At 70.4% G+C, this 16,634-nt stretch carries 13 protein-coding genes and 1 tRNA gene; 6 read left to right on the plus strand and 8 right to left on the minus strand.

Annotated features, from left to right (window positions below):
• Position 1: 1 nt before the first annotated feature.
• Positions 2-724 (plus strand): 2OG-Fe(II) oxygenase, encoded by a 723-nt coding sequence (locus tag AC3WRV_RS01485; protein ID WP_492311890.1) that lies wholly within the window; start codon positions 2-4, stop codon positions 722-724.
• Here AC3WRV_RS01485 and AC3WRV_RS01490 read toward each other — a convergent pair.
• Positions 721-1,116, minus strand: coding sequence for a YkvA family protein (locus AC3WRV_RS01490; protein WP_492311891.1), 396 nt, complete (start codon positions 1,114-1,116; stop codon positions 721-723). The two genes, AC3WRV_RS01485 and AC3WRV_RS01490, sit on opposite strands and share 4 nt — an antisense overlap.
• Positions 1,117-1,173: 57 nt before the next feature.
• On the opposite strand from AC3WRV_RS01490, the gene AC3WRV_RS01495 reads away from it, so the two are divergent.
• The 3 genes from AC3WRV_RS01495 to AC3WRV_RS01505 all read left to right on the plus strand — a co-directional run bounded on the left by AC3WRV_RS01495 (position 1,174) and on the right by AC3WRV_RS01505 (position 2,841).
• On the plus strand, positions 1,174-1,956 hold the full coding sequence (locus AC3WRV_RS01495; RefSeq protein ID WP_291832737.1) for an SDR family oxidoreductase: 783 nt from the start codon (positions 1,174-1,176) through the stop codon (positions 1,954-1,956).
• A gap of 87 nt (positions 1,957-2,043) precedes the next feature.
• Positions 2,044-2,118: transfer RNA gene (locus AC3WRV_RS01500), tRNA-Gly, on the plus strand.
• Between the two features lie 285 nt (positions 2,119-2,403).
• Complete coding sequence (locus AC3WRV_RS01505) at positions 2,404-2,841, plus strand: hypothetical protein (protein WP_291832739.1); 438 nt, start codon at positions 2,404-2,406, stop codon at positions 2,839-2,841.
• 9 nt (positions 2,842-2,850) lie between these two features.
• On the opposite strand, the gene AC3WRV_RS01510 is transcribed toward AC3WRV_RS01505, so the two are convergent.
• Together AC3WRV_RS01510 and AC3WRV_RS01515 are read right to left on the minus strand one after the other, a co-directional pair.
• Positions 2,851-3,657: an SDR family NAD(P)-dependent oxidoreductase gene (locus AC3WRV_RS01510; RefSeq protein ID WP_291832740.1), complete on the minus strand. Its 807-nt coding sequence runs from the start codon at positions 3,655-3,657 to the stop codon at positions 2,851-2,853.
• Between the two features lie 7 nt (positions 3,658-3,664).
• Positions 3,665-4,135, minus strand: a complete 471-nt coding sequence (locus AC3WRV_RS01515; RefSeq protein WP_291832742.1) for an Rrf2 family transcriptional regulator — start codon at positions 4,133-4,135, stop codon at positions 3,665-3,667.
• A 159-nt stretch (positions 4,136-4,294) separates the two neighbouring features.
• On the opposite strand from AC3WRV_RS01515, the gene AC3WRV_RS01520 reads away from it, so the two are divergent.
• Both AC3WRV_RS01520 and AC3WRV_RS01525 read left to right on the plus strand, forming a co-directional pair.
• On the plus strand, positions 4,295-6,283 hold the full coding sequence (locus tag AC3WRV_RS01520; protein WP_291832744.1) for a potassium transporter Kup: 1,989 nt from the start codon (positions 4,295-4,297) through the stop codon (positions 6,281-6,283).
• On the plus strand, positions 6,280-7,665 hold the full coding sequence (locus tag AC3WRV_RS01525) for an RsmB/NOP family class I SAM-dependent RNA methyltransferase (protein ID WP_492311892.1): 1,386 nt from the start codon (positions 6,280-6,282) through the stop codon (positions 7,663-7,665). Before AC3WRV_RS01520 ends, AC3WRV_RS01525 begins: the two co-directional genes overlap by 4 nt.
• Here AC3WRV_RS01525 and AC3WRV_RS01530 read toward each other — a convergent pair.
• From AC3WRV_RS01530 to mutS, 5 genes are all read right to left on the minus strand, one after another.
• Entirely contained in the window at positions 7,662-8,336 is a 675-nt protein-coding gene (locus tag AC3WRV_RS01530) for a GNAT family N-acetyltransferase (protein ID WP_492311893.1), read from the minus strand. The genes AC3WRV_RS01525 and AC3WRV_RS01530 overlap by 4 nt on opposite strands.
• Before the next feature lie 66 nt (positions 8,337-8,402).
• Entirely contained in the window at positions 8,403-9,452 is a 1,050-nt protein-coding gene (gene trpS, locus AC3WRV_RS01535) for a tryptophan--tRNA ligase (RefSeq protein ID WP_291832749.1), read from the minus strand.
• A 143-nt stretch (positions 9,453-9,595) separates the two neighbouring features.
• Positions 9,596-11,191: a murein biosynthesis integral membrane protein MurJ gene (gene murJ / locus AC3WRV_RS01540; RefSeq protein ID WP_492311894.1), complete on the minus strand. Its 1,596-nt coding sequence runs from the start codon at positions 11,189-11,191 to the stop codon at positions 9,596-9,598.
• A 31-nt stretch (positions 11,192-11,222) separates the two neighbouring features.
• A complete protein-coding gene (gene glnD, locus AC3WRV_RS01545; protein WP_492311895.1) occupies positions 11,223-13,901 on the minus strand; it encodes a [protein-PII] uridylyltransferase in 2,679 nt (892 codons plus the stop codon).
• The gene (mutS, locus tag AC3WRV_RS01550) at positions 13,898-16,609 is read right to left on the minus strand and encodes a DNA mismatch repair protein MutS (protein ID WP_492311896.1); all 2,712 of its coding nucleotides are present in this window, start codon (positions 16,607-16,609) and stop codon (positions 13,898-13,900) included. Before mutS ends, glnD begins: the two co-directional genes overlap by 4 nt.
• Positions 16,610-16,634: the final 25 nt, after the last annotated feature.

Genomic DNA, 16,634 nt, shown 5'->3' on the forward strand with positions numbered 1-16,634 from the left:
GGTGGCCGATTTCGAGATCGGTCCGCATCTCGATCCGGCGCGGATCGGGCCGGTGTTCCAGCGCGCCGGGCGCCTGCACATGCCCGACTTCCTGGACGGCGCCGGCGCCGCGCGGCTGCATACGGCGCTGACGTCGTCCACCGCCTGGTCCCGGTCGCTCATGCTGGGCCGCAAGGCGTTCACCCTGCCGACGGCGGACTGGGACGCCCTGCCCGCGGACAACCGGGCGGAGTTGGAAGCGGGCATCCTCAGCGAGGCCCGCGCCGGATTCCAGTACGCCTTCGACACCTGGCCGGTGTCGGACGAGATCGAGGCCGGCCGGCGCAGCGGGCATCCGGCCGAGGCCTTCCACGACTTCCTCAACAGCCCGGTCTTCCTGGACTGGATCCGGGCGCTGACCGGCGACAGCCGCGCCGCCTATTGCGACGCCCAGTGCACCCGCTACCGGCCCGGCGACTATCTGAACCGGCACACCGATGCGGCCGAAGGGAAGCACCGGCTGTTCGCCTATGTGATGAACCTCACCCCCGGCTGGAGCGTCGACTGGGGCGGCCTGCTCCAGTTCATCGATCAGGACGGCCATGTCGCCGAGGCCTACACCCCGGCCTTCAACGCCCTGAACATCTTCAAGGTGCCGCAGCCGCACTCGGTCTCCTTGGTCACGCCCTTCGCCGGCGGCGACCGGCTGGCCGTCACCGGCTGGATCCGATCACAGCGCCCCTAGTCCTTGAGGCGCTCCACCGCCTTCTCGGCCTGTTCGCGGTGGCGGCTCCTGACGTTGGCGCCCAGGGTGGCGATCAGGGCCGCGATCACCGCCGCGTCGTCGGTGAAGCCGATGCCCGCGAAGATGTCGGGAATGGCGTCGATGGGCAGGACGAAATAGGCCAGGGCTCCCATCATGATCCCCTTGGCGGCCAGCGGCGTCTCGGGATCGCGGGCGGCGTAGTAGACGCTGACCAGCTGGGCCGCGAACGGGATCCGGGCCGCCGTGCGCCGCAGCTTCGGCCAGAAGCCCTTCTGGACCCTGACCTCGTTGACCTCCAGCACCGAGGGCACGAGCGCCTTGGACGGGTCCAGCGCCTCTTCAGGCGTCACAGGTTTGGCTTTGGCGGTCATGGCGGCTAAATCCCCCGCGACAGTACTCGGTTCACACAAGACATAGGGGCTCCGGCCATGAAACTCGACAGCAGCATCGCCGCAGTGGTCACCGGCGGGGCCTCGGGCCTGGGTGAGGGCACGGCCCGCGCCATCGCCGCCACGGGCGCCCGGGTCGCCCTGTTCGACCTGAACGAGGAGAAGGGCGAGGCCATCGCCGCCGAGATCGGCGGCGTCTTCTGCAAGGTCGACGTCACGGACGACGAGAGCGTCGCCGCCGCCTTCGCCAAGGCCCGCGCCGCCCACGGCCAGGAACGCCTGACCGTCAACTGCGCCGGCATCGCCACGGGTCAGAAGACCGTTAGCCGCAAGAAGGACACCGGCGAGATCCGCGCCCACGACATGGCCGGCTTCGAACGCACCGTCCGGGTCAACCTGTTCGGCACCTTCCGCGTCCTCAGCCAGTCTGCGGCGGGCATGGTGACGCTGGAGCCCATGGCCGACGGCGAGCGCGGCCTGATCGTCAACACCGCCTCGGTGGCGGCCCAGGACGGTCAGATCGGTCAGGCGGCCTATTCGGCGTCCAAGGGCGGCGTCTACGCCATGACGCTGCCGGTGGCCCGCGACCTCGCGCAGGAAGGCATCCGCTGCAACACCATCCTGCCCGGCATCATGTGGACGCCGATGATGGCCGGCATGGACCAGAAGATCCAGGACGCCCTGGCCGCCGCCATCCCCTTCCCCAGCCGCCTCGGCACGCCCGCCGACTACGCCTCCCTGGTTCTGGAGCTGGCCCGCAACGTCTACATCAACGGCGAGTGCATCCGCCTCGACGGCGCGATTCGTCTGGCTCCGCGCTAAATTCGCGAAAGGGGGCTTGCGAGGGTCCGCGAGGGTCCGCTATACGCCCCCTCCTCGACACGGGACGGCCTCGCCGTTCCACGGAGTGCGGGCGTAGCTCAGTGGTAGAGCACAACCTTGCCAAGGTTGGGGTCGAGAGTTCGAATCTCTTCGCCCGCTCCAGTCGTAGTTGGAAAAGGGCCGTCCTTCGGGGCGGCCCTTTCTGCGTCGGGGACTGAGGGTCGAACCGGAGCACCGCGCAGGTGCGCTCGCCGTCTCCGGACAGGCGTCCCGGCCTCTGGAGACACAGTCTCTTGTAGGGATTGGGCGAAGGCGGCCCTTGACCCGCTACCTGGCCCTTGGGACCATCGGAAAGACGCAGAGGCTCGGCAAACGCGAGAATTCCGCGCCGCCTGAGCGTGCAACCCAGGCCGAGAGTCCGGCGCCGGCTCAAGGCAGGAGGTCAGGATGTTCGGTTGGAACAAGAAGCTCAACGATGTGATGGAGCAGCTCAGGCCCGACCTGAGCCGGGACTCGCTCGGCGTCGGCCCCGACTTCCCTGGCGTCGCCCCGAACCCTCTGATGAGCAGTGAGGCGCGCAAGCGCAATGCGGAGCTGCGTACGGGCGTGCTCGCGCTCGGCGTTCTCGTCGACTGGCGGGAGGTCAACAGCAATCCGCGCGTCGTCCTGATGTTCGACGTGGATACCGCCGATGGCCTCTCGTTCCGCGGTATCGCGGACGAAGCGCTTACGATCACCGAACTCACCCGGCTCGCCCCAGGACAGACGCTGCCCGTGCGCTACCGGCCGGCCGTCATGGACCACTACGTCGCCCTTGCCCGGGATGCGGACCCCGCCGACGTGCAGCGGCTTTCCGACGAGATCGCTAGCCGCAGGCGGACCTGACCCGAAGCTTCAGATCCGCTTCAACCGCTTCGCGTGGCCGCCGACCATGTTCAGGGCGATGCGGTCGGGCAGGTGCTTGGCCAAGCTGGCCAGCACATTGTTCATGACGCCCGGGGTCACCTTGGGCCGGTTGGCCTCGACGGCGTCATAGCCGACGCGGGCGACGTGCTCGGCCGTCTGCCACATCCAGGCGGGATAGGCGGTCGAGACCTCGTCGCGGGTGCCGTTGACGTCGTGGAACTCGGTCAGGGTGTAGCCGGGGCACAGGGCGGTGACGTGCACGCCGGTATCACGCAGTTCCAGATGCAGGCCCTGCGAGGCCTTGATCAGGAAGCTCTTGATCGGTCCGTACAGGGTGTCGCCGCCGGTGGCGGGCATCTGGCCCGCCAGCGAGGCCACATTGAGGATGCGGCCATGGCTGCGGGCGACCATGTCGGGCGCGAACAGCCGGGCCAGCTCGATCGGCGCCGTCAGCATGACCCGGATCATCGCCGCATGGGCCGCCGGATCGGTGTTGAGGAAACCGGCGGTGCGGCTGAAGCCCGCGTTGTTGACCAGCCCGTCAACCTCGATCCCGCGCAGGGCCAGGGCGTCGAACAGGCGGCGCGGAGCCTCGGGATCGGCGAGATCTTCCGGGATCACGGTGACGGCCGAGCCGACGCGCCGCAGGTCCTCGGCGAGCGCCTGCAGGGGACCCTCGCGGCGCGCGGTCAGGACCAGGTCCCAGCCCTCGGCGGCGTAGACACGGGCCAGGGCCGCGCCGATGCCCGCGGAGGCTCCGGTGATCAGGACGGTGCGGCGCCGACCGGGGTTCACGCGCGGATCAGGCCGCGACGGGGCAGGACTTGTGCGGCGTGAAGGCCGCCAGCGAGGACGGATTCTCGGCCAGCAGGTCGGCGATGGTGACCTTGGACAGGGCGTCGGCCGCGGCCAGTTCGGCGGCGGTCAGGGCCTTGGCCACCTGACGCGGAATATGCTCGCTGACCGGGCAGCCCTTGGCCCCCGCGGGCGGCGAGCCGATGTGGGCGCAGCCGTTCACGGCGGCGAGCACCTCGTTCAGCCGGATGTCCTCCGGACGGCGCAGCAGCCAGGCGCCGCCGGACGCGCCGGGGCGGGTGGCGATCAGGCCGGCCTTGGCCAGCAGGGCGGTCACCCGGCGTACGACGACGGGATTGGTCGGCACCGAAGCGGCCAGAACCGCGCTGGGCGCGGCGTCGGCGGCGGAATACGCGCCCTTGTGGGCCAGATAGGCCAGAGAGTGGGCGGCGACGGGAAAGCGTTGGCTGTCGGACATGGGTCCTCGTTTCAGACGTCAAGATAAGCGCTCGAAGGGCGTTTCACAAACCGGCGCCACCTTCGCAGATGCAGCACGATTGAATCGCTCTATGAAAGGGCCTAAAGGCTCGCGGCTCTTTTGATGGGGCCGCGTCTCGCGGAGCCCCGGAGGAACTTCATGGCCGGGGCCCCTCCCCAAGCTGAAGATGGCGAGAACCCCGCCAGCCAGCCGTCCGACACCGATACCGCCGCCTCCCAGACCCCGCCCTCGCCGGCGGAGGCGCACGGGCTTGGCCACACGGTCGGCAAGGCGGGCAAGTTCGGCCTGATTATCGGCGCCATCGGCGTGGTCTTCGGCGATATCGGCACCAGCCCGCTCTACGCCCTGCGCGAGGCGATCGCCCATGCCCGCGACGGCGTCGGCGGCGACTTGGCCGTGATCGGCGTGGTCTCCCTGGCCTTCTGGGCGCTGATGGTGGTGGTGACGTTCAAATACGTCTTCTTCCTGATGCGCGCGGACAACAAGGGCGAGGGCGGCACCCTGGCCCTGATGGCGCTGGCCCAGCACGCCATCGGCCGACGCAGCGCCCTGATCTTCCTGCTCGGCGTTTGCGGCGCCGCCCTGTTCTACGGCGACGGCATCATCACCCCCGCCATCTCGGTGCTTTCCGCCATCGAAGGGGTCAAGGAGGCCCCCGGCATCGGCGGAGCCCTGGATCCCTTCATCGTGCCGGTCGCCGCCGGCATCCTGGTCGCCCTGTTCCTGCTGCAGGCCCGGGGCACGGCCGGCCTGGCCAAGTATTTCGGCCCGATCACCGCCGTCTGGTTCCTGAGCCTGGGCGTGCTGGGCCTGATCCACATCTTCGACGACGTCTCGATCCTGCGGGCCCTGTCGCCCCACTACGGGGTTCAGCTGCTGCTCAATGACGGCTTCCTGGGCTTCGTCATCCTGGGCAGCGTCTTCCTGGCGGTGACCGGCGCCGAGGCGCTGTATGCGGACATGGGCCATTTCGGCAAGGCGCCGATCCGCGCCGGCTGGCTGTATTTCGTCCTGCCCTGCCTGACGCTGAACTACCTCGGCCAGGGGGCGCTTATCCTCGCCCACCCCGGCGCCGCCGAAAACCCGTTCTGGAGCATGGTGCCGCAGGTCATCTACTGGCCGATGCTGGCGCTCGCCACGGCGGCCACGGTGATCGCCTCGCAGGCCGTCATCACCGGCGCCTTCTCGGTGACCCAACAGGCGGTCCAGCTGGGCCTGCTGCCCCGCATCCAGATCCTGAACACCTCGGAAAGCCAGGCGGGCCAGATCTTCGTGCCCGCGGTCAACAGCCTGCTGATGATCGGGGTCCTGGTGCTGCTGTTCGTGTTCCAGAGCTCGCACAACCTGACCGCCGCCTATGGCGTGGCGGTGACCGGAGTGATGCTGATCAACACCCTGATGGCGTGGTTCGTCATCACCAAGAAGTGGAACTGGCCGATCTGGGCCGTGCTGGGCTGCCTGATCCCGTTCGGCTTCATCGACAGCGTCTTCCTGACCTCCAACCTGCTGAAGATCCCGCAGGGGGCCTGGATGCCGCTGGTGCTGGGCGCGGCGCTGGTGCTGCTGATGTGGACCTGGGTGCGCGGCACCCAGATCCTGTCGGCCAAGACCCGCAAGGACAGCCTGCCGCTGCTCGACCTGATCGAGATGCTGCGCGCCCGTCCGCCGCACCGCGCCCCGGGCACGGCCATCTTCCTGACCAGCGATCCGGACATCGCCCCGGTCGCGCTGATGCACAATCTCAAGCACAACAAGGTGCTGCACGAGAAGAACGTCATCCTGACCGTGCGGACCACGGACCGGCCCCGTGTCGATCCGGCCAACCGGGTGTCGATCGAGCCGATCTCGGACGACTTCAAGAAGCTGGTCATCTCCTACGGCTTCATGGAGCAGCCCAATGTGCCCAAGGCGCTGGGCGTCTGCCGCAAACAGGGTCTGAAGTTCGACATCATGTCGACCAGCTTCTTCCTGGGCCGCCGCTCGGTCATCGCCTCGGCCACCGAGGGCATGCCCATGTGGCAGGACCGGCTGTTCATCTTCCTGATGCGCAACGCCGCCAACCCGACCGACTTCTTCCACATCCCGCCCGGCCGCGTGGTCGAGCTGGGCACACAGGTTTCCGTATGACCGGACGTGACACCGGCCGGAACTCGGCCTCCCGCGGGCGCCGCATGGCCGACAAGGCGCGCGGTCCGCGTCCGCCGCGGGTGGAAGCCCCGCGAGACGAAGCGGCCGACATCGGCGTCGAGGCCCGCCTGGCCGCCGGCGTGCTGCTGAACGCGGCGCTGGAAGGCCGGGGCGGTCTCGACTCCGCCCTGAACTTCCGCGAGGTCGCCTCGCTGGAAGGCCCCGACCGCGCCTTCGCCCGCGCCGTGGCCATGGCCGCCCTGCGCCGCCTGGGCGAGATCGACCAGATCCTCGACCGTCGCCTGCAGAAGGCGCCGCCGCTGGCGATCCGGACCATCCTGCGCGTCGCCCTGGCCCAGACCCTGGTGCTGGAGACCCCGGCCTTCGCCGCGGTGTCGACGGCGGTGAAGCTGGCCGAGCGCGATCCCAAGACCCGGCCCTACAAGAACCTGGTCAACGCCGTGCTGCGCGGCGTGGGCCGCGACGGTCCCGGCCTGACCACGGCCGAGAGCAATCTGCCCGAATGGCTGGCCGCCCGCTGGAAGGCGACCTGGGGCGAGGCCGGTCTGAACGCCCTGGCGCTGGCCGCGCGCGAGGAGCCGGCGACGGATCTCAGCGTCAAGCCGGACGCCGATCCCGCCGAGGTGGCCGCCCTGGTCGAAGGCGAAGCCCTGCCGGGCGGAACCGTCCGCACCGGCCGCCGCGGCGACGTGGCGAGCTGGCCGGGCTTCGAGGACGGGAGCTGGTGGGTGCAGGACGCCGCCGCCGCCGTCCCCGTCCGCCTGCTGGCCCCCAAGGCCGGGGAATCCATCATTGACCTGTGCGCCGCGCCGGGCGGCAAGACCCTGCAGCTGGCCGCCTCGGGCGCCTCGGTCGTAGCGCTGGACCGGTCGGAGACACGCCTGAAGCGCCTGCGCGCCAATCTGGAGCGCACCAAGCTGGAGGCCGAGATCGTGGTCACCCCGGCCGAGGACTGGGAGGACGACCGCGCCTTCGACGCCGTCCTGCTGGACGCGCCCTGCACGGCCACCGGCACCTTCCGCCGCAATCCCGAGGTCCTGCGCGCCACCAAGCCCGCCGAGGTCGCCAAGCTGGCCGACGTGCAGCACCGCCTGCTGGACGCCGCCGCCGAGCGGGTGAAGCCGGGCGGCCGCATGGTCTATTGCGTCTGCTCGCTGGAGCGCGAAGAGGGCGAGACCCAGATCATCGCCTTCCTGCGCCGCAACCCGGCCTTCCGGACCGTCCCCGCCGTCCCCGCCGAGGTGGGCGCGCCGGACGAGGCGCTGACGCCCGAAGGCTGGCTGCGCATCCTGCCGTCCATGTGGGCGGAAAAGGGCGGTCTGGACGGCTTCTTCGTCGCCCGGCTGGACCGCGTCGCCTAGGCGACGTCCATCACCACATAGCTGGGCGTGATCCGGGGCTTGAACCCCAGGGTCTCGTAGAAGGCGATGGTGTCCGTATGCCCGATGCGGGCGTGCAGGAAGACCGTGTCGCCCCGATCCAGGATACGTTGGCCCACCGCCCTCATCAGCGCTCCGGCGTAGCCGTGGCCGCGATGGTCGGGATGGGTGCAGACCCCGCTGACCTCGCTGAAGCCTTCCAGGCTCAGCCGCTCGCCGGCCATGGCCACCAGCGCCCCCTCGTGCCGGATGCCGATGAACGGGCCGAGCAGATGGGTCTTCGAGAAAAAGGGCCCCGGCTGGGTCAGGGCGGCCAGCACCAGCATCTCGGGTCCGTCCGCGTCGGTCAGGGCCTCGAACGCGACCTCCCGACCGCTGGCGCTCATGGCTGTCGCCGTCATCTGCAGGCAGTCGATCCGGTCGATCTCCACGAGGCCTGGCGGCACGACCGGATCGGCCTCGAACAGGGCTACCCGGCCGGTTTCACGGGCCAGGGCGACCCAGTCGTCGGCCCTCGCGTCCGGCCCGGCGGCGGCGAACAGGGCGTAGGCCGGATCGAACCGCATCACCCCGCCCTCACGGATCGAGAGCGGCGCCTGACGGGTGGACAGGGCGTTCCAGACGGCGCGGTCGAGCGGATGGTTCGAGGACATGCCCCTACCTAGTCGCCCCGGCGACATTCGCCAGACCCCGCGGGACGCGGGGTCTGGAAATCGCCGTCACGCCCGCCAGAAGCCCACGATCTTCTTGACCTCGTCCACCACCGGATCGGCGATGGCCGAAGCGCGTTCGGCGCCGTCCTTGAGGACGCGGTCGATCTCGGCCGTGTCGGCCATCAGGCGGCGCATCTCGGCGGTGACGGGGGCCATGGAGGCCACGGCCAGCTCGGCCAGGGCCGGCTTGAAGGCGCCGAAGCCCTTGCCGCCCCATTCGCGCAGAACCTGCTCCCGGGTCTCGTCGGCCAGGGCGGCGTAGATGGTCACCAGGTTCTTGGCCTCGGCGCGGCCCTCCAGCCCCTCGACCGCTTCCGGCAGGGCGTCGGGGTCGGTCTTGGCGCGGCGGATCTTGGCCACGATGGTGTCGGCGTCATCGGTGAGGTTGATGCGCGAGGCGTCCGACGGATCGGACTTGGACATCTTGGCCGCCCCGTCGCGCAGGCTCATCACCCGCGGCGCCGGACCCTGGGTCAGGGGCTCGGGCAGGGGGAAATAGCCCGGGACGCCGAAGTCGTTGTTGAACTTGGCGGCGATGTCGCGGGTCAGTTCCAGGTGCTGCTTCTGGTCCTCGCCGGTCGGCACCTCGGTGGCCTTATAGAGCAGGATGTCGGCCGCCTGCAGCACCGGATAGGTGTACAGGCCGACGCTCGAGCGCTCCTTGTGCTTGCCCGACTTCTCCTTGAACTGGGTCATGCGGTCCAGCCAGCCGAGGCGGGCGACGCAGTTGAAGATCCAGGCCAACTCGGAATGGGCGCGCACGGCCGACTGCGGGAAGATCACGGACTTCGACGGATCGAGGCCCGAGGCCAGATAGGCGGCGGCGATCTCGCGCGTCTGGGCGGTCAGCAGGGCCGGGTCCTGCCACACGGTGATGGCGTGCAGATCGGCCACGAAAAGGAAGCAGGGCGCGCCCGTGTCCTGCAATTGTGTGAAGCGCTTCAGGGCGCCGAGGTAGTTGCCCAGGTGCAGGGCGCCGGAGGCCTGGATGCCGGACAGGATGCGGCGCGGGCCGTCATAGGCCGGAACGGTCTGGGCCGGGGTGGAATCGGTCATGGTCGGTACTCGGGAGGAAATCTGGATCAGGCGCGCGGCAGCGCGCGCGGGAAGGCGCCGGAGAAGATCAGCCGCGCCATCGGCGGACGGTGAAGGTCTGTCCTGAAATCGTCATTTCATCGCGCTTATCGTCTCGCTGGCGGTCAGTCCAGACCGGACGAGATGGAGGCTCCCGGCTCGCGGCGCAGCACCGCCTTCAGTTCGGACAGGCTGACAGCCCGGAAGGCGATCAGGCAGACCCCGTAGACCACCGCGCCGAGGGCGCAGACGACCACCACGGCGACCTCCTTGGCGAGGAAGACGCGGCTCAGGATCTCATAGCCGATCCCCGCCGCCAGCAGGCCCGCCGCCATGACGGCGCTGGCCAGCAGCACCCGCGACAGGCGCGACAGGAAGGGAGTGGTTGCGCGCCACGCCTTCTCCCGGATCAGGGTCCCGCCCAGCAGGGCGACGTTGACCCAGGCCGACAGGCTGGTGGCGATCGCCAGCCCCAGCACGCCGTCGGCGCCCATGGACTGAAGCAGGAAGAACAGACCCGTGCCGACCACGACGGTGATCCCCACCGAGGTGACGGCGAAGATCATCGGCCGACGCGTGTCTTGGCGGGCGAAGAAGGGCGGGGTCAGGACCTTGGCCAGCACGAAGGCCGGCACGCCCCAGGCGAACTGGCGCAGCACATCGGCGGTGCGGGCCGCGTCGGCGCTGGTGAAGGCGCCGCGCGTCACGGTGGCGTCGATGATGAAGAAGGGGATGACGAACAGGGCCACGGCGGCCGGCAGGGTGAAGGCCATCGACAGGGTGATGCCGTCATCCAGCGTGCGGCGGCCGCCCTCGTGGTCTCCGGTGACGAAGGCCCGGGTCAGCCGGGGCACCAGCGCCAGGCCGATGGCCACGCCGACAAGGCCCAGCGGCAGCTGGTACAGACGGTCCGCGTTGTACAGCACCGACCGGGCGCCCTCGTTCGAGCCGGTCAGGAACTGGCTGACGACCGAATTGATCTGCAGCGCGCCGCCCGCGAGGACGCCGGGAATGGCCAGGGCCAGGGTCTTCTTCACCCCGGCGGTCAGGCGCGGCCACGACAGCTTCAGCCGCACGCCGAGCCGGCGCACGCCCCACCACAGCAAACCCGCCTGAAGCACGCCCGAGACCGTGACCGCCGCGCTGACCGCCAGCAGGATGTTCGGCTGGCTCATCGGGATCAGGCTGGGCGCCAGAAGCGGCACGAGGGTGCACAGGTTCAGGAACACCGGCACCCCGGCGGACAGGGCGAACCGGCCGCTGGTGTTGAGCACGCCCGACAGCAGCGAGGCGATGGTCATGCAGGCCAGATAGGGCATGGTCAGCTGGGCGGCGGTGACGGCGGCCCACATGACCCCGGAATCGTCCTTCCAGGCCAACAGCAGCACCGGCATGATCCACGGCATCAGCACCTGCAGCAGGATGCAGAAGCCGGCGACGACGGCGAACATGAAGCTGAGCGCCTCGGAGGCCGTGACGGCGGCCGCCTCCTCGCCCTCGCGCTCGCGCACCCCGCCGTAGATCGGCACGAAGGCCTGGGCGAAGGCGCCCTCGGCGAACAGGCGCCGGAACATGTTGGGCAGCATCAACGCCGTGGTGAAGGCGTCCATCATCGGCCCTTGGCCGAAGCGGGCCGACAGGACCAGATCGCGGGCGAAGCCCAGAAGGCGGCTGCCCAGGGTCAGGGTCGCTTGCACCAGGGTGTTGCGGGCGAGGCTCATCGGGAACTCAAGGGCGGCGGGAGCTGCTGGATTAGCGTGCTTCAGGACGGGGCGATACGGGCCGTTTCCGGTCGAATTCGGAGACGTCGCGCAGGCTGGCGCGGACCGGCGCGGAAACCGAGCGGCCGTTGGCGTCGCGGCGGTCCAGCACGGCCTCGAGCTCGGCCCGCAGCTGCTCCAGCTTGGCGCCCGGCCTGGGACGTCCGCCCCTCGCGTCGGTGACGTAGAAGCTGTCCACCGCCCGCTCGCCGAAGCCGGCGATATGGGCCGAGCGGATCGACAGGCCGTGGTCGGTCAGCATGCGCGACAGTTCGGCCAGCAGGCCGGGACGGTCGGCGCCCGACAATTCGATCACCGCCGCGTCGGGGCTTTCGTCCAGATCGATCAGCACCACTGGCCGCACATCGAAGGCGGCGCGGCGCGGATTGGGCTGCGGCTCGGGCGGAGGGGCGGACCGGTCGCCCCGGGCCGCGCTTTCCAGCGCCGCCACCAGCCGGGTCAGCCGGCGCGGCTCGGCCTGGCCATAGGGGGCGCCCGATCCGTCCTGCAGTTCGAACACATCCAGCGCCGTGCCGTCCTCGGCGGTGGCCACCCGGGCCCCGACCACGTCCGCCCCGCCCGCCGCCAGCGCCGCCGCCAGATCGGCGAACAGACCCGGCCGGTCCTTGGCCGCCACGGCGACGCGCGCTGCGGCCAGGGGCTCGCTGCCCTCGTCGTTCTTGCGCTCGGCGACGATGCTCGCCGCCGCGCCCGAGGCTCCGGCGCGGGCGACCAGATCGGGGAAGTCGGCCAGCGGGTCGGCGCGGGTCACGTCCTCGCCCCGGAACACGCCCTCGGTGCGCTGATACAGGTCGCGCATCAGCTGGCCTTTCCAGCCGTTCCACACCCCCGGCCCCACGGCGCGGATGTCGGCCACGGTCAGCACCAGCAGGGTCCGCAGCCGTTCGGGATCGCCGACCAGCCCGGCGAAGGCTCGCACCGTCGCGGGATCGGACACGTCGCGCTTCTGGGCGTAGTCGCTGAGGGCCAGGTGATGGCGCACCAGCCAGACCACGAACTCGGTCCGGCGCGGATCGATGCCCAGCCGGTCGCAGGCGCGCCGCGCGGCGATGGCCCCATCCTCCAGCTGCCCCCGGTCGCCGCCCTTGCCCACATCGTGCAGCAGCATGGCCAGCATCAGGGCCTCGAAGTCGTCGATGCGGTGGACGATCTCGGTGGCCGTCGGATGTTCGGCCTGAAGCTTGCCGCGCCAGATGTCGTTGATGATGCCGATGGCCTGCAGCGTGTGCTCGTCGACCGTATAGGCGTGGTACATGTTGAACTGGGTCTGGCCGACGATCCGCCCCCATTCGGGCAGGAAGCGGCCCAGCAGGCCTGTCTCGTTCATCAGCGTCAGCACGCGATAGGGCCGCTGCCCCGTCAGGATGTCGAGGAAGGCGCGGGTCGCCTCGGCGTCGCGGCGCAGCGACGGCGTGACCAGCGACAGCGACCGCGTCACCGCCGAAAAGGCGTCGGGGTGCAGGTCCAGGTCATGCTCGTCGGCAGTGCGGAACAGGGTCAGCAGCTTGGTCGGGTCCTCAGCGAAGACCTCGGGCCCCGTCACCGACAGGCGGCCCGAGACTTCGACGAAGCCCTCGACGCCCAGATTGCGTTTCCGGCCCGGGATCAGCCGCGACAGGCTCATCGTCGGCTTCTGATGGCGCGCCTCCAGCTTGGCCGACATGGCCCGGGTCAGGGCGCCCACGTCCCGCGCCACGATGAAGTAGCGGCGCATGAACCGCTCCACCGCCGGCTCGTCGCCCCGTCCTTGCCAGCCCATCCGGCGGGCCACCTCGGGCTGCAGGTCGAAGGTCAGCTTTTCCTCGGCCCGACCCGCCAGCAGGTGCAGATGCGCCCGAGTGCGCCACAGGAAGTCGAAGGACTCTTCGAACGTCCGGCGTTCCCGCGAGGTCAGCAGATCGTCCATGACCCGCGCACCCAGCGGGCTGTCCGGCGCCAGCGAACGGGCGATCCAGAACAGGGTGTTGAGGTCGCGCAGGCCGCCCTTGCCGTCCTTGACGTTGGGCTCGACCCGATAGCGCACCGCGCCGGTCTTCTGGTGGCGGACGTTCCGCTCCTCCAGCTTGGCGGCGATGAAGGGGCGGGGATCGGCCTTGGCCACGAAGGCCTGGAAGCGGGCGATGAAGTCGTCCGCCAGCTTCTCGTCCCCGGCCAGGGGGCGGGCCTCCAGCAGGGTGGTGCGGACCATCATGTCGGTTCGGGCCAGCGCCAGCGAGTCATCGACCGACCGCGCCGCCTGCCCGACCTTCACGCCCAGGTCCCACAGGACGTAGAGCATGAATTCGATCACCTGTTCGGTGCGCGGAATCGACTTCCACGGGCGCAGGAACAGCAGGTCCAGGTCCGAGAAGGGCGCCATCACGCCGCGTCCGTAGCCGCCCACGGCGATCAGGCTCAGCCGCTCAGCCTCGGTGGGATTCGGGGCCGGATAGAGGACATCGGTGGTGAAGCGCCACAGGGCGGTCAGCATGTCGTCGGCGGCGGCGGCGTAGAGCCGCGCCACCTCGACGCCCTCGCCCCCCGCCTCCAGCCGCCGGGCCGCCTTCGCCCGACCCGCGTCCCAGCTCTCGCGCAGGATCGCCGCCACGGCCCGACGCACATCGGACGCCCCGGCCGTTTCCGCCAGCCGCGCGTCGAGGGTCTGGTTCACCGGCCTGCCGGCCCTTTGGCTAAACCCTTGAGGCGATACAGGGCCTCCAGCGCCTCGCGCGGGCTCAGCTCGTCGGGCTCGATGCCCTTCAGCGCGTCCTCGACCATCGAAGGCCGGGCCGGTTCGGGCGCGGCCGGCTCGGCCATGGCGAACAGGGGCAGGTCGGTGAGATTGGCGCCGGCGGTCTTCTCGCCTTCCAGCCGGTCCAGCACCTCGCGGGCGCGGGCGACGACCGGTCCCGGCACGCCGGCCAGCCTGGCCACCTGCACGCCGTAGGAGCGGTCGGCGGCGCCCGGCGCGGCCTCGTGCAGGAAGACCAGCTCGCCGTTCCACTCCTTGGCCCGCATGGACAGGTTGCAGACGTGGGCCAGCCGCGTCTCCAGCACCGCCAGCTCGTGATAGTGGGTGGCGAACAGGGTGCGGGCGCGGTTGCGATCGTGCAGCGCCTCGGTCGTGGCCCAGGCGATGGCCAGGCCGTCGTAGGTGGCGGTGCCGCGGCCGATCTCGTCCAACACCACGAAGCTGCGCTCGGTGGCCTGGGTCAGGATGGCGGCGGTCTCGACCATCTCCATCATGAAGGTGGACCGGCCGCGCGCCAGATCGTCGCCCGCTCCGACCCGGCTGAACAACCGGTCGACCACGCCCAGCCGCATCGATTTCGCGGGCACGAACGCCCCGGCCTGGGCCAGCACCACCAGGAGGGCGTTCTGGCGCAGGAAGGTCGATTTACCGGCCATGTTCGGCCCGGTGACGATCGACAGTCGGGCGCCGGCCGCGCCCGAACCGTCAAGCCGGCAGTCGTTTGGCGTATAAGGATCACCCGCCGCCTTGACCGCCGCCTCGACCACCGGGTGACGCCCGGCGGCGACCTCGAAGCAGAGGGTATCATCGACGTGCGGCCGCACCGCCCCGACCTCCTGCGCCCATTCCGCCAGGGCGGCGTGGGTGTCGAGCTCGGCGAGCGCTTCGGCCACGGCCTGGAGCGGCTGGGCCAGGGACTGGACCGTGCGCCGCCAGATCTCGAAGGTCTCGCCCTCGATGGCCAGCGACCGGTGGCCGGCCTGGCTGATCTTGGCGTCCAGCTCGGACAGTTCGACGGTGGTGAAGCGGACCTGGTTGGCCAGGGTCTGGCGATGGATGAAGGGGCTTTCGCCAGTGGGGCGCAGCAGGGGTTCGGCGGCCTTGGCGCTGGTCTCCAGGAAATAGCCCAGAACGGCGTTGTGCTTGATCTTGAAGGCCACGCCGGACTCCGCGACCGCGCGGGCCTCCAGATCGGCCACAACCCGGCGGCTGTCGTCGCGCAGGCGGCGCGCCTCGTCCAGCTCGGGGCGGAAGTCGGGGTTCACGAAGCCGCCGTCGCGCGCCAGATGCGGCGGCTCGGCGACCAGCCCCTCGGCCAGATCGACCAGCAGGCGGCCCAGGTCGGGCGTCAGGGTCAGACGGTCGACGCAGGATGCGATGCGGGGCGGCGGACCGGTCAGGGGATCGGCCACCGGCGGGAACAGGCCGGCGATCCCCTCGGCGATCGACAAACCGTTGCGGATGCCGGCCAGATCGCGCGGCCCGCCCCGGCCCAGCACGAGCCGCGACACCGCGCGGGCCACGTCCGAAGAGGCCTTCAGCCCGTCGCGCAGATCGCGGCGCAGATCGCGGCGCTCCAGCAGCCATTCGACCGCATCGAGTCCATGATTGATGGCGACGGGATCGCGCAGCGGACGCGCCACCCGCTCGGCCAGAGCCCGGGCGCCGCCCGAGGTCACCGTGCGGTCGATCGAGGCCAGCAACGAACCCTCGCGCTCGCCGCGCTGGGTCCGGTCGATTTCAAGGCTGAGACGCGTCGCCGGATCGATGGCGAGGAAGCCGGTGTCGCCGGTGCGGCGCGGCGGGGTCAGGGCCGGGATCTTGCCGGCCTGGGTCGTCTCCAGATAGGCGGCGATCAGGCCCAGGGCCGAGACCTCCGCCTCCTCGAAGGCGCCGAAACCGTCCAGCGAGGCCACGCCGTACAGGCGCTCGACCCTGGCCTTGGCGCCGACCGGCTCGGCCAGCGCCTGCGGCAGGGCCTGGACCACGCCGCCGGACCCGTTCAGCGCGTCCTTGGTCGCCTCGTCCGAGAACAGGCGATCGGGGACCAGCACTTCGGACGGCCGGAAGGACGACAGGGTCGCGCCCAGGTCCTCCAGCGAACAGGCCACCACATCCACCGCCCCGGCCGACAGCTCGACCACGGCCACGGCCGCCCGGCCCTTGCGCACCGCCACGGCGGCCAGCCGGTTGGCGCCGCGCGCGTCCAGCAGCGAATCCTCGGTCAGGGTGCCCGGTGTGACCACCCGCACGACGCCGCGGTGCACCACCGCCTTGCCGCCGCGCTTCTTGGCCTCGGCCGGATCTTCCAGCTGTTCGCAGATGGCCGCCTTGAAGCCCTGCCGGATCAGCCGCGCCAGATAGCCGTCCAGCGCATGCACCGGCACCCCGGCCATGGGGATGTCGTCGCCGTTGTGCTTGCCCCGCTTGGTCAGGGTGATGCCCAGCGCCGCGGCGGCGATCTCGGCGTCCTTGAAGAACAGCTCGTAGAAGTCGCCCATGCGGAAGAACAGGATGGCGTCCGGCTGTCCGGCCTTGGCCGTCAGATACTGGGCCATGAACGGCGTCGCGCCCTCCAGGGACGGGACGGCGTCGGCGTGCGGCGAGTGAGCGAGGGGAGCGTTCATGCGTGTCGTCAGGGTGACGGATCGG

The sequence above is a fragment of the Brevundimonas sp. EU05-FHT14B11 genome (assembly GCF_058790835.1).